Source organism: Rhodococcus sp. IEGM 1381, from assembly GCF_030056795.1.
GTDB lineage: Bacteria > Actinomycetota > Actinomycetes > Mycobacteriales > Mycobacteriaceae > Rhodococcoides.
The window spans coordinates 35,422-48,681 of sequence record NZ_JASHKQ010000009.1 but is presented as its reverse complement, the minus strand read 5'-3'; the positions used below and the strand labels follow the sequence as shown (position 1 = coordinate 48,681).

Annotated in this window: 11 protein-coding genes; 5 read left to right on the top strand and 6 right to left on the bottom strand. The window is 63.7% G+C overall.

Annotated elements, in window-relative coordinates; translation table 11 throughout:
* The first annotated feature begins 82 nt into the window (after positions 1-82).
* Positions 83-2,824: a DNA polymerase I gene (gene polA / locus QM797_RS18530; protein WP_283277137.1), complete on the top strand. Its 2,742-nt coding sequence runs from the start codon at positions 83-85 to the stop codon at positions 2,822-2,824.
* 74 nt (positions 2,825-2,898) lie between these two features.
* Here the strand turns inward: polA and trxA are convergent, their stop codons facing one another.
* From trxA to QM797_RS18515, 3 genes are all read right to left on the bottom strand, one after another.
* Positions 2,899-3,270 (bottom strand): thioredoxin, encoded by a 372-nt coding sequence (gene trxA / locus QM797_RS18525; RefSeq protein ID WP_222095764.1) that lies wholly within the window; start codon positions 3,268-3,270, stop codon positions 2,899-2,901.
* A gap of 86 nt (positions 3,271-3,356) precedes the next feature.
* Positions 3,357-4,355, bottom strand: coding sequence for a helix-turn-helix domain-containing protein (locus QM797_RS18520; protein ID WP_283277136.1), 999 nt, complete (start codon positions 4,353-4,355; stop codon positions 3,357-3,359).
* A gap of 207 nt (positions 4,356-4,562) precedes the next feature.
* Complete coding sequence (locus QM797_RS18515; RefSeq protein ID WP_283277135.1) at positions 4,563-5,069, bottom strand: 2'-5' RNA ligase family protein; 507 nt, start codon at positions 5,067-5,069, stop codon at positions 4,563-4,565.
* Between the two features lie 10 nt (positions 5,070-5,079).
* On the opposite strand from QM797_RS18515, the gene QM797_RS18510 reads away from it, so the two are divergent.
* Positions 5,080-6,177, top strand: coding sequence for an isocitrate/isopropylmalate dehydrogenase family protein (locus tag QM797_RS18510; protein WP_283277237.1), 1,098 nt, complete (start codon positions 5,080-5,082; stop codon positions 6,175-6,177).
* A gap of 12 nt (positions 6,178-6,189) precedes the next feature.
* Here QM797_RS18510 and QM797_RS18505 read toward each other — a convergent pair whose 3' ends face one another.
* Positions 6,190-7,017 carry a class I SAM-dependent methyltransferase gene (locus QM797_RS18505; RefSeq protein WP_283277134.1) on the bottom strand — a complete coding sequence of 276 codons (828 nt, stop codon included), beginning with the start codon at positions 7,015-7,017 and terminating at the stop codon, positions 6,190-6,192.
* 214 nt (positions 7,018-7,231) lie between these two features.
* Here QM797_RS18505 and rpsA point away from each other — a divergent pair, with 214 nt between their 5' ends.
* Positions 7,232-8,710: a 30S ribosomal protein S1 gene (gene rpsA, locus QM797_RS18500; protein ID WP_027497255.1), complete on the top strand. Its 1,479-nt coding sequence runs from the start codon at positions 7,232-7,234 to the stop codon at positions 8,708-8,710.
* 161 nt (positions 8,711-8,871) lie between these two features.
* Here the strand turns inward: rpsA and QM797_RS18495 are convergent, their stop codons facing one another.
* A complete protein-coding gene (locus QM797_RS18495; protein WP_032378969.1) occupies positions 8,872-9,081 on the bottom strand; it encodes a hypothetical protein in 210 nt (69 codons plus the stop codon).
* A gap of 129 nt (positions 9,082-9,210) precedes the next feature.
* Between QM797_RS18495 and coaE the strand changes: the two genes are divergently transcribed.
* Entirely contained in the window at positions 9,211-10,428 is a 1,218-nt protein-coding gene (gene coaE, locus QM797_RS18490) for a dephospho-CoA kinase (protein WP_283277133.1), read from the top strand.
* 16 nt (positions 10,429-10,444) lie between these two features.
* Here the strand turns inward: coaE and QM797_RS18485 are convergent, their stop codons facing one another.
* Positions 10,445-10,990 carry a ribonuclease FAU-1 family protein gene (locus tag QM797_RS18485; RefSeq protein WP_283277132.1) on the bottom strand — a complete coding sequence of 182 codons (546 nt, stop codon included), beginning with the start codon at positions 10,988-10,990 and terminating at the stop codon, positions 10,445-10,447.
* 78 nt (positions 10,991-11,068) lie between these two features.
* Here QM797_RS18485 and uvrB point away from each other — a divergent pair, with 78 nt between their 5' ends.
* Positions 11,069-13,231: an excinuclease ABC subunit UvrB gene (uvrB, locus tag QM797_RS18480; RefSeq protein WP_283277131.1), complete on the top strand. Its 2,163-nt coding sequence runs from the start codon at positions 11,069-11,071 to the stop codon at positions 13,229-13,231.
* Positions 13,232-13,260 lie beyond the last annotated feature (29 nt).

Genomic DNA, 13,260 nt, shown 5'->3' with positions numbered 1-13,260 from the left:
GACGCGCGTCGTGAGGGCGTTCGCGTCGCGGAGCGAGCATCCGACTACGGGTTGTCGGACCCGCTACCTAGACTGGTCAACCGTGAGCCCAGTAACCGAGAAAAGTGCAGCGCCCGCGGCCGGAACCGACGCGAGGGCGGGTGGGGAGCGTCCCACGTTGCTCCTGATCGACGGTCACTCCATGGCGTTCCGTGCCTTCTTCGCGCTGCCTGCGGACAACTTCAAGACCACGAGCGGGCAGTGCACCAATGCCGTGTACGGGTTCACCTCGATGTTGATCAATCTGCTCAGGGACGAGAAGCCGACGCACATCGCCGCGGCCTTCGACGTCTCGCGGCAGACCTTCCGCGCCGAGCGGTTCCCTGAATACAAGGCCAACCGGAGCAAGACTCCCGACGAGTTCGCCGGCCAGGTCGACATCACCAAGGATGTTCTCGGGGCCATGGGTATTCCCGTGATGGCGGAGGCCGGATTCGAGGCGGACGACATCATTGCCACCTTGGTGACGCAGGCAGAGGCGCTCGGCTATCGCGTGCTCGTGGTCACCGGTGACCGAGACGCTCTGCAGTTGGTCACCGACAACGTGACGGTGTTGTACCCGCGCAAGGGTGTCTCGGATCTCACCAGGTTCACCCCCGAGGAGGTCGCCGGTAAATATGGGCTGACGCCGTCTCAGTATCCGGATTTCGCAGCCCTTCGCGGAGACCCGAGTGACAACCTTCCCGGCATTCCCGGGGTCGGGGAGAAGACGGCGACCAAGTGGATCGTCGAATACGGTTCGCTCACCGCTCTTGTCGACAACGTGGACAAGGTCAAGGGCAAGGTGGGAGATGCACTGCGCGCCAACCTGTCGAGTGTGGTGCTCAACCGCGAGCTCACCGAGATGGTTCGCGATGTGCCGTTGCCGTACACCCCCGATCAGCTCGAACTGGCTCCGTGGGACCGCGAGAAGATCCACGCGCTGTTCGACGATCTCGAATTCCGTATTTTGAGGGACCGACTGTTCGAGACTCTCGCGTCGGTCGAGCCCGAAGCCGAGGAAGGCTTCGACGTCCGCGGTGGAATCGTCGCCCCGGGTGAGTTGGCCGCGTGGTTGGAAGAACACGCGTCGGACGGTCGACGTAGTGGTCTCTCCGTCCTGGGACCACGCAGGCCCTTCGACAGCGATGCAACCTCGGTGGCGATCGCTGCGGCCGACGGTGAAGGTGCGTTCGTCATGACGACGGCCCTCGACGAATCCGATGAGCGCGCACTCGCTGCCTGGCTTGCAGATTCGGCGCAACCCAAGGCTCTGCACGAGGCCAAGTGGGCGTTGCACGCGGTGCGCGGGCGGGGTTGGACTCTCGCAGGTTTGACCACCGACACTGCGCTGGCCGCGTATCTCGTGCGGCCGGGTCAGCGTTCGTTCAATCTGGATGACCTGTCGCTGCGCTACCTCAAGCGAGAGCTCCGCGTCGAGGATGCCGGTGAAGGCCAGTTGTCGTTGCTCGATACCGAGGACACCGCTGATGCTGTATTCGCCGAGGGCGAGATTCTCAAGGCACGGGCCGTCATCGACCTGGCCGAGGCCCTGGACGCCGAACTGGCTGCCATCGAATCGACCACGTTGCTCTCCGAGATGGAGTTGCCGTTGCTGACGGTCTTGGCCGATGTCGAAGCGACCGGCATCGCTGTCGACAGTGACCACCTTCGCTCGCTGCAGTCCGGTTTCGCCGCGCAGGTCGACGAGGCCGCGAACTCCGCGTACGGCGTGATCGACAAGCAGATCAACCTGGGGTCACCGAAGCAGTTGCAGGTGGTGCTGTTCGAGGAACTCGACATGCCCAAGACCAAGAAGACCAAGACCGGTTACACCACCGATGCCGATGCGCTGCAGGGGTTGTTCGAGAAGACCGAGCATCCCTTCCTGAAGTTCCTGCTCGATCACCGGGACGCGACACGCATGAAGGTGACGGTCGACGGCCTGCTCAAATCCGTCGCCGACGACGGTCGTATTCACACCACGTTCAACCAGACCGTTGCGGCCACCGGGCGACTGTCGTCCACCGAACCGAATTTGCAGAACATTCCGGTGCGCAACGAGGCGGGACGGCACATCCGAGACGGTTTCGTTGTCGGTGCCGGCTACGACTCGTTGCTCACCGCCGACTACAGCCAGATCGAGATGCGCATCATGGCGCACGTGTCCGGTGACGAGGGTCTGATCGAGGCCTTCAACACCGGTGAGGACCTCCACAGCTTTGTCGGTTCCCGCGCATTCGGGGTGCCGATCGAGGAGGTCACCCCCGAACTGCGTCGTCGAGTGAAGGCGATGTCGTACGGATTGGCCTACGGGCTCAGCGCATTCGGCCTCGCCGCGCAGCTCAAGATCTCCACCGAGGAGGCGAAGCAGCAGATGGAGGCGTACTTCGCGCGATTCGGTGGCGTCCGCGACTACCTGCGCAACGCCGTCGAGGAAGCGCGCAAGGTGGGGTACACCTCGACGCTGTACGGCAGGCGCCGGTACCTGCCGGATCTCAACAGTGACAACCGTCAGCGGCGCGAGGTAGCCGAGCGCGCCGCACTCAACGCCCCCATTCAGGGCACCGCCGCCGACATCATCAAGGTCGCGATGATCGATGTGCACCACTCACTCGCCGAGTCGACTCTGAAGTCGCGCATGTTGTTGCAGGTGCACGACGAACTGGTGCTCGAGGTCGTCGCCTCCGAGCGCGAGGAAGTCGAAGCGCTGGTGCGGAACAAGATGTCGGCGGCGATCGAATTGTCGGTGCCCCTGGAGGTGTCGGTCGGTACCGGTCGAAGCTGGGATGCCGCAGCTCACTGATTCGACCCGTGGCACCGCGAAGGGCCGCTCACCGAACCCGGCGAGCGGCCCTTCGCGTCGTGCTGTGTGACGAGCTACTCCGCTGCGGGAGCCTGCTCGGCAATCTGCTGGCGCACGACGTCCATGTCGAGTGCCTTGATCTGTCCGACAAGGTCTTCGAGCGCCGGTGCAGGCAATGCACCGGGCTGTGCGTAGACGAGAATTCCCTCGCGGAACGCCATGATCGTCGGGATCGACTGGATCTGCGCTGCTGCAGCAAGTCCCTGCTCGGCTTCGGTGTCGACCTTGGCGTGCACCACGTCGGGGTGTGCGTCCGACGACTTCTCGAACGTCGGAGCGAACTGGCGGCAGGGGCCGCACCAGGAGGCCCAGAAATCGACCAACACCACGTCGTTGTTGGTGACGATGTCGTCGAAGTTCTGCTGAGTCAAAGTCTGAGTGGCCACGCGGTCCCTTTCGATTGATTGCGCTTCTTGCGTGTGTCAACACAGGCCTTCGTCGGAATCATCCCGACCGCATCGGACAGGCGTCGTCACGCGGGCTGGGGAGTGGCCCGGAACGTCCGACGGTACGAGTTCGGTGTGGTGCATCGCAATCTCACGAAATGCTGTCGGAGAGCGGCGGCATTGCCGAAGCCGACCACCTCGGCGATCGAATCCATCGGCAGATCGGAGTTCTCCAACAACTGCTGCGCCGCCAGCACGCGTTGATCGTTGAGCCACCGCGCGGGCGTCGTTCCGGTTTCGGCTGCGAACTTACGAGCAAAGGTGCGTGCCGACATGTTCACCCGTGCTGCCAGTCGCCCGATCGTCAGTTCGGAGTCGAGGTTCTCGGTCATCCAGTCCAGCAGTGGGGCCAACGTCTCGGTGTGCGTGGCGGGTAGGGGACTGGTGACGAATTGGGCCTGGCCACCGTCGCGATGCGGCGGGACGACCATTCTGCGGGCGATTCCGTTGGCCACGACGCTGCCCTGGTACTTGCGCACGATGTGCAGGCACAGGTCGATTCCGGCGGCCGTGCCTGCGCTGGTGAGTACGTTGCCTGCGTCCACGTAGAGGACGTTCGGATCCACCTGAGCCAGCGGGTATTTCGCGGCCAGCGAGGCCGAATGCCGCCAATGCGTCGTACACGGCCGATTGTCGAGCAGCCCTGCCTGGCCCAGCACGAACGCACCGTTGCACAGGCTTGCGACCATGGCACCTCGGTCCACCGCCGCACGGAGTTTGGCCAGCAAGGGCTCGATGGACGAGTTGTATCCGGTGCCGCACACATAGCTGCCGTCGTCAGCCGCCTCGGTGCCGCCGGCCGGAATGATGATCAGGTCGGCGCTGTCGAGACTGTCGAGATCGTGCGGCACGTCGATGGTGTAGCCGACGCGGGTGCGGATCGGTTGGGGGACACCGGCGATCAGGGAGAAGTCGTAGGTGGGAAGGCCCTCGTCCGAGCGGTCGAATCCGAACACCTCGCATGCGACGCCGAGCTCGAACTGTTCGGTCAACGGCATCAGCGCAACGACCACTCGTTTCAGCATGTGAACCAGTATGGCAGGAATTCGAGTATATGTGGCATTACTGCCACTCGTGGGGACTCTCCGCAGGCAGGACGCTAGGAGCATGACACTTGTATTGGTAGTTGTGCTGTCGTTCCTGGCCATCGATGCCCTGGTGGTCGCTGGCTTCGCTCCCGACACCCACGCGGAGGTGACACAGTTCGGCGACTTCACTTTCTGACGTTGCGGTCAGCCGATTCGCCACTCGCGCTTGGCCTCGCCGTCCCATCGACGAAGGGCCACGGCAGAGCCCACCAGGTCCTCGATGCTCGTCGAGAGCAGTCGTACGGCGGATCCCGCTTCCTCGGATGTCAATCGCCGGGCCAGTGTCACGTGCGGTGTCCATCGGCCCAGGTCGAGGTGATCGAGCGAATCTTCGCCTACGGCCTCGTGCATCCGGGCGTGCAGATCGAGCAACTCGCTGGTCGGAACGACCAGGCGTGCCAGGGTGATCGTGCGACCACCGAACACGACGAGGCCACCGAGGAGCACATCGAACGGATCGAAGCGAACGGCTGCGCCGTCGTCCACCGCGACGGGCATGGACGCTGCCACCGCGACGGTGATGTGCGGTCGGTTCGATTCGCCGCGGTGCCGGTTCTGGCTCGGGAGGCCGGCATCCGACAGCGCCGCCCACTCGCGGCGAACCGCAGCATCGAGGCCGGAGTCGAGTAGAAGTTCTGCGGACTGCACCATGGAGGCCATGATGTCGCAGACGGACGGCCGGAATACAACGACGCTACGGATCGGGGCCATGACCGGCGACGGGATCGGTCACGAGATCGTGCCCGCCACGATTCGAGTGGTCGACGCAGCACTCGCGGCGGTGGGGGGATCGGCGGTCGAGTGGGTGCACCTCCCGCTCGGTCGCGGTGCCATCGACGAGTACGGCACGCCGATACCCGAGAGCACGCTGCACGCACTGGGCGAGCTCGAGTGTTGGATTCTGGGGCCACACGACAGTGCCTCGTATCCGGAGCCGTTTCGTTCGCAGCTGACCCCAGGCGGGCGGATTCGGAAGGATTTCGACCTGTTCGCCAACATCAGGCCTGCGAAAGCCCTTGCCGGCGTGCGAGCGATGTCGCCGAACATGGACTTGATTGTGGTGCGGGAGAACACCGAGGGGTTCTATGCCGATCGCAACATGTTCGTCGGCAGCGGAGAATTCATGCCTACTCCCGATGTGGCACTCGCGGTCGGGGTGTTCACCCGCCGGGCATGCGAACGCATTGCGCGTGAGGCGTTCTTGCTGGCAGACAGACGCCGCCGCAAGCTCACCATCGTCCACAAGACCAACGTGCTGTCGATGACGACGGGATTGTTCCGCGATGCGTGCCGCGCCGTGGGCGAGCAGTTTCCGCACGTCGAGGTCACCGAGGAACACGTCGACGCGCTGGCCGCACACCTGGTTCGACGCGGTGAGAACTACGACGTCATCGTGGCCGAGAACATGTTCGGCGACATCCTGTCGGATCTCACGGGAGAGCTGTCCGGCTCGCTCGGTACCGCCCCGTCGATCAATTCCTCGCAATCACAGGCCATGGCGCAGGCGTCACACGGTTCCGCCCCGGACATCGCCGGCAAGAATCGCGCCAACCCGTCGGCGCTGTTCCTGTCGGCAGCGATGCTGCTCGAGTGGCTCGCCGATCGGCACGGACACGACCGGCTCGCGGCAGCCGCCGGGCGGATCCGACACGCGGTCGACGACACCGTCGAATCCGGCGTAGCGACAGCGGACCTCGGTGGGCAGGCGTCGACCAGTGCCTTCACCGAGACCGTCGAGGCGCGGGTGCACCGGCGCTGATCGACGACGGACTCAGCGCGGTTTTCGGCTGCTGAAGATCGCGGTGCCGGGAAAGAGTTGCCCACGCAGCGGGCTCCACTGCCCCCACTCTCGGTCCAGCCACTCCGGCCAGTCCGGCTCCACGATGTCACGCACCTCGAGGCCGGCGGCAACCAGTTCGCGCACCCGGTCACCGATCGTGCGGTGATGCTCGACGTAGTTCGGGACTCCGTGCGCGTCGTATTCGACGTATGGGGTCCGGTCGAAGTACGGAATCGTCGCAGTCAGCCCGGCGACCCCTGGATCGTCGGGGAACACCCAGCGCATCGGGTGATTGACGGCGAACACCCAGATGCCGCCCGGCCGCAGGACCCGCGCCACTTCCTTCATCACATTGGCGGAGTCCGCGACGAACGGAACCGCACCGAAGGCCGAGCACACAATGTCGAACCGCTCGTCGGCGAACGGCAGGGACTCGGCACTGGCCTGCACCAGCGGAACTGTCGACCCGCCCGCAGTCATGGCATCGACGCCTCGTTGCAACATGCCCATCGAGATGTCGAGACCGATCGCGCGGGCGCCCTGAGCGCCGAGCCAGCGGGCACACGGTGCACTGCCGCATCCCACTTCGAGGACGTCCTTGTCTGCGACGTCGCCCAACAGGTGCACATCGCCCTCGTGCAGTCCCTCGGGGCACCAGACGAATTCGCCGGTGTCGGTCGACACACCGAGAAACGCGCCGTGCGTACGGTGGTAGTTGTCGGCGTCGGAGTCCCACCAGAGTCTGCTGGCGCGGTCGCTCGTGGCCGAATCGACACGGCCGCGGCCGGGAGTGGACGACGGCACAGGAAGATCGCTCACCCGCCGACTCTAACCGGGTTTGTGCTGGTACTGCGGCATCGCGTACCCTGATCACCGCGAGTGTGCTCATGCTGCGCTCAGGTCGGGTCCGCCCGTCCTCGGCGTTCGCGGAGTCGGCAGCAATTTCGTCGTAGACACTCGTGCTGCACATGCTCTACAAGTCCGACCGAACATCCATCAACCGATACCCAACCCGTCCGGAGCAACTCAACACATGCCCTCAACCACAACCTCACCGCAGGTGGCCGTAAACGATATCGGCTCCGCAGAGGATTTTCTCGCAGCCATCGACGCGACGATCAAGTACTTCAACGATGGTGACATCGTCGAAGGCACCATCGTCAAGGTCGATCGCGACGAGGTTCTACTCGACATCGGTTACAAGACCGAAGGCGTCATCCCTTCTCGCGAGCTCTCCATCAAGCACGACGTCGACCCCAACGAGGTCGTCTCCGTGGGAGATGAGATCGAAGCACTCGTCCTCACCAAGGAGGACAAGGAAGGCCGCCTGATCCTGTCCAAGAAGCGAGCTCAGTACGAGCGCGCTTGGGGCACGATCGAGGAGCTCAAGGAGAAGGACGAGGCCGTCAAGGGCACCGTCATCGAGGTCGTCAAGGGTGGACTCATCCTGGACATCGGTCTCCGCGGCTTCCTGCCTGCCTCGCTCGTCGAGATGCGTCGCGTCCGCGACCTCCAGCCGTACGTCGGCAAGGAGATCGAGGCCAAGATCATCGAGCTCGACAAGAACCGCAACAACGTGGTCCTGTCGCGCCGCGCATGGCTCGAGCAGACCCAGTCCGAGGTCCGCAGCGAGTTCCTGCACCAGCTCCAGAAGGGCCAGGTCCGCAAGGGCGTCGTGTCCTCCATCGTCAACTTCGGTGCCTTCGTGGACCTGGGTGGCGTCGACGGCCTCGTGCACGTCTCCGAGCTGTCCTGGAAGCACATCGATCACCCGTCCGAGGTTGTCGAGGTCGGCACCGAGGTCACCGTCGAGGTTCTCGATGTCGACCTGGACCGCGAGCGTGTTTCTCTGTCGCTCAAGGCAACTCAAGAAGATCCGTGGCGCCAGTTCGCTCGTACCCACGCGATCGGCCAGATCGTGCCCGGCAAGGTCACCAAGCTGGTTCCCTTCGGTGCATTCGTGCGCGTCGAAGAGGGCATCGAGGGCCTCGTGCACATCTCCGAGCTGGCCGAGCGCCACGTGGAGGTTCCGGACCAGGTCGTGGGTGTCGGCGACGACGCACTCGTCAAGGTCATCGACATCGATCTCGAGCGTCGCCGGATTTCGTTGAGCCTCAAGCAGGCCAACGAGGACTACGCAGAAGAGTTCGATCCGTCCAAGTACGGCATGGCCGACTCGTACGACGAGGGTGGCAACTACATCTTCCCCGAGGGCTTCGACTCCGAGACCAACGAATGGCTCGAAGGCTACGAGAAGCAGCGTGAAGAGTGGGAAGGTCGCTACGCCGAGGCCGAGCGTCGCCACAAGATGCACACCGCTCAGATGGAGAAGACGGCCAAGGACGAAGCTGCCGAAGCCGCAAACACCAACTACTCCTCCGAGTCGGGTCAGGCCCCCGCCGATGCAGAAGGCGATGCTCCCGCAGCGTCGGCTCCGGCCTCGACCGGTGGATCGCTGGCCAGCGATGCGCAGCTTGCTGCACTTCGCGAGAAGTTGTCGGGCAACGCCTGATAGAAGTTGTCCACCCGTGAGGGTGTGACCGCAGCCCCGGTTCTCTTCGTGAGAACCGGGGCTTTTTCGTTCGAAGCAGTCGAGCGGACATGCTCAGCTGGCGATACGACAATGGACCCGGTTCCGATGAACCGGGCCCATGTGTGAGGGGGAAGTGCGAACTACGCGGCGGTGGCTGGACTCCACTGACCGACGCTCTCCGTGCGCTTGCGCATGCTGGCGAAGCTGTGGCGGGCGGGGGTCAGGAGGTTGGTGAACCAGTTACGCCGGTGGTCGGCCAACGCCGAGGCAACTTCCGGAATGAGAACGCAATGTACGCCTGCATCCATGCCAAGGCGGTGCCGACCCGGTTGGATCTGATTGCTTCGCATGGGTGTCCTTTTCAATAGCTGTGGGTCGGCACATCGAGGTAGCGCTCGTCGAAGATAACCGACAGACCTCCGAAACCGGTGCATTTGGGGCTGGTGTGCTTCGGCGTGTTCGAGTGTCAGACTGGGTGCATGCTGAGACTTGGACTGACCGGTGGAATAGGTGCCGGAAAATCGACCGTTGCCAAGGTGCTGACCGAGCTGGGTGGAGTTCTCGTCGACTCCGATGTGCTCGCCCGTGAAGTCGTGGAGCCGGGAACGCTTGGCCTGCAACAACTGACGGATACGTTCGGGGCCGACATTCTCGCACCGGACGGTTCGTTGGACCGTCCGGCGTTGGCGGCCGTGGCGTTCGGGAACGAGGAATCCCGCAAGAAGCTCAACGGCATCGTCCACCCGTTGGTCGGCAAGCGTACTGCCGAAATCATCGACGGTGCGGCCTCGGATGCCATTGTGGTGCAAGATATTCCGCTGCTCGTCGAAGGCTCGATGGGTCCGTTCTTCCACCTTGTCGTGGTCGTCTGGGTCGATGCCGAAGAACGAGTACGCCGACTCACCGGCCCACGAAACATGCCCGAGGCCGACGCCCGCGCGCGAATTGCCGCGCAGGCAACCGATGACGCCCGCCGAGCCGCAGCAGACGTATGGATCGACAACACCGGTGCGCCGGGAAGCGTCGACGAGCAGGTTCGGCTCCTGTGGAACGAGCGCCTGATTCCCTTCGAGCGCAACATCAGAGAGGGCATCGTCGCCCGCACGCATCCGGAACAGGTGACGGCAGACCCGGCATGGGAGTTGCAGGCCCGCCGGATCATCGGCCGCATGGCTCTCGCGTGTGCGGACGACGCCGTCCGAATCGACCACGTGGGATCTACCGCGGTGCCCGGTCTGGACGCCAAGGACGTCATCGACATTCAAATCACGGTGCGTTCGCTCGACGACGCGGATGCTGTGGGTGATCGGTTACGTCTTGCCGGGTTCCCCGGAGTCGAGACCAGTAATTTCGACGAACCCAAGCCTGCATACGGAATGGGCGGTGAGGCAGATCCTGCGGTGTGGGGCAAGCGTTTTCACGGCAACGCGGACCCCGGTCGACCGGCCAACGTGCACATTCGGGTCGACGGTTGGCCGAACCAGAAGTTCGCCCTGTTGTTCCGCGACTGGCTCCGAGCGGACGCAGGGGTCGCAACGGAGTACGCCGCGATCAAGCGACGGGCCGCCGAGGCCGCTGCCGGAATCGTCGACTACCAACCGGCGATCGACGCCTACGTGAACGCCAAGGCACCTTGGTTCGACGTGGCGTATCGGCGGGCGTGGCAATGGGCAGAGGAGACGAACTGGACTGCCTGACGCAAAGCTGCGCGCATCAGGCCGGTTTGCCGTTCCACTCCGTCGGCATCCCCACGGACGCGAGCCACGCGTTCAGGTCGTAATCGTGCCGCGTCAGTCCTTCGATGGCCGCGATCGACCTGGACAGCGCACGCTCGGCCGTCGGGGTGTCCAGATGTTGCGCTACTCGTGCGTCGAACAGCTCGTCGACGTCCAGGAGGTCGTAGTCGCGGCCGGTCCGGACACTGAGGTCCAGGTAGTGGTCGACGGAAGTCCATCGGGTGGTCCCGGCCGTGTACTCGCCGATGTCGACGTAGTAGTCCTGGTCCCTCGCGTGTGCCGGCAGGTAATGGAACACCGAGGCGCGGAGCCCGAGAGCCGGCAGTAGCCAGGACTCGAGGTAGTCGAAGTGGGCATGGTCCGACGGTCGGGCCATGTAGAGCCCCCACGGCTCGACGCGATATTCGTCGACCACGCGTACGAAACCTTTGGGATCCACGTTCGTCTTGGCAACGAGGTCGAACGTCTCGTGCTTGGGGGCATGTACGACGGTGTGCGCACCGGCTGACGTGTGAGCGACCATGTCTGTAGAAGCTACCGGGAACGCACCTTCGGGGTCTGTCCGACGGAACTTGTCGGTGGTCGCGTCTACGCTTGTGTAATGGCGTTTGCATCCGAACATCCCGTTGTCGCGCACTCCGAACACCGTCCGGTGGGCGCGATCGAGCGCACTGGGCCGGCGTTCGAGGTCGTCAGCGAACATACCCCGGCCGGTGATCAGCCGTCGGCTATCGCCGAGCTCGAACGGCGGATCAAGGCGGACGAGAAGGACATCGTGCTTCTCGGTGCCACGGGTACCGGTAAATCGGCCACCACCGCCTGGCTCATCGAGAAGTTGCAGCGCCCCACCCTGGTGATGGCACCGAACAAGACTCTGGCGGCGCAGTTGGCGAACGAGCTGCGAGACATGTTGCCCAACAACGCAGTCGAGTACTTCGTGTCGTACTACGACTACTACCAGCCCGAGGCGTACATCGCGCAGACCGACACCTATATCGAGAAGGACTCGTCCGTCAACGACGACGTCGAACGCCTTCGGCACTCCGCGACGGCATCTCTGCTCTCGCGACGGGACGTGGTGGTGGTGGCCTCGGTGTCGTGCATCTACGGCCTCGGCACTCCGCAGTCGTATGTCGACCGGTCGATCGAGCTGGAGGTCAACGTCGAGGTTCAGCGTGATGCACTGCTCAGGCTGCTGGTGGACGTGCAGTACACCCGCAACGACATGGCGTTCACCCGCGGATCGTTCCGGGTTCGCGGCGATACCGTCGAGATCATCCCCTCGTACGAGGAGCTGGCGATCCGTATCGAGTTCTTCGGTGACGAAATCGAGGCCCTGTACTACCTGCATCCGCTGACCGGGGACATCGTCCGCAAGGTCGACTCGGTTCGTATCTTTCCCGCCACGCACTACGTGGCCGGTCCGGAGCGGATGGAACGAGCGGTCAAGGACATCGAGGCCGAGCTCGAAGGACGTCTGGCCGAGCTCGAAGGCAAGGGCAAGTTGCTGGAGGCACAGCGGTTGCGCATGCGGACGCAGTACGACCTGGAGATGATCAAGCAGGTCGGGTTCTGTTCGGGTATCGAGAACTACTCACGACACATCGACGGCCGTGGTGCCGGCACCGCGCCCGCCACCCTGATCGACTACTTTCCCGAGGACTTTCTCATGGTCATCGACGAGTCGCACGTGACCGTGCCGCAGATCGGGGCGATGTACGAGGGTGACATGTCGCGTAAGCGGAACCTCGTCGATTTCGGGTTTCGTCTGCCGTCCGCGACCGACAACCGTCCGCTGACGTGGGAAGAGTTCACGCAGCGGATCGGCCAGACGGTCTACCTCTCCGCGACTCCAGGAAAATACGAGCTGGGCCAGACCGGTGGAGAGTTCGTCGAGCAGGTCATTCGGCCCACCGGACTCGTCGACCCTCAGGTCGTGATCAAGCCGACCAAGGGGCAGATCGACGACTTGGTGCACCAGATCCGGGAGCGCGCGGAGAAGGACGAGCGTGTGCTCGTGACCACTCTGACCAAGAAGATGTCGGAAGATCTGACCGATTACCTTCTCGAACTGGGCATTCGCGTGCGTTATCTGCATTCCGATATCGACACGCTGCGCCGCGTCGAGCTGCTCCGACAACTTCGACTGGGCGAATACGACGTGTTGGTGGGCATCAACTTGCTCCGTGAGGGCCTCGACCTTCCGGAAGTATCGCTCGTGGCGATTCTCGACGCCGACAAGGAAGGCTTCCTCCGCAGTGGCACCAGCTTGATCCAGACCATCGGTCGTGCCGCGCGAAACGTGTCCGGCGAAGTGCATATGTATGCCGACAAGATGACCGACTCGATGACCTACGCGATCGAGGAAACCGATCGACGGCGTGAGAAGCAGATCGCGTACAACAAGGAGCGGGGCGTCGATCCGCAGCCGCTGCGCAAAAAGATCGCCGACATCCTCGACCAGGTGTATCAGGAAGCAGAAGACACCGACAACGTCGTCGAGATCGGTGGTTCCGGTCGCAACGCCAGCCGGGGTCGACGTGCTCAGGGCGAAGCGGGCCGGTCGGTCAGCTCCGGAGTCTACGAGGGGCAGGACGTCTCGTCGATGCCGCGCGCAGAGCTGGCCGATCTGATCAAGAACATGACCGACCAGATGATGAACGCTGCGCGCGAGTTGAAGTTCGAGCTCGCGGGACGGCTGCGAGACGAGATTCAAGATCTGAAGAAGGAACTGCGCGGGATGGATGCGGCCGGGCTCAAATAGGCAGGCTGGAGACGCGATACGGTTCAGCG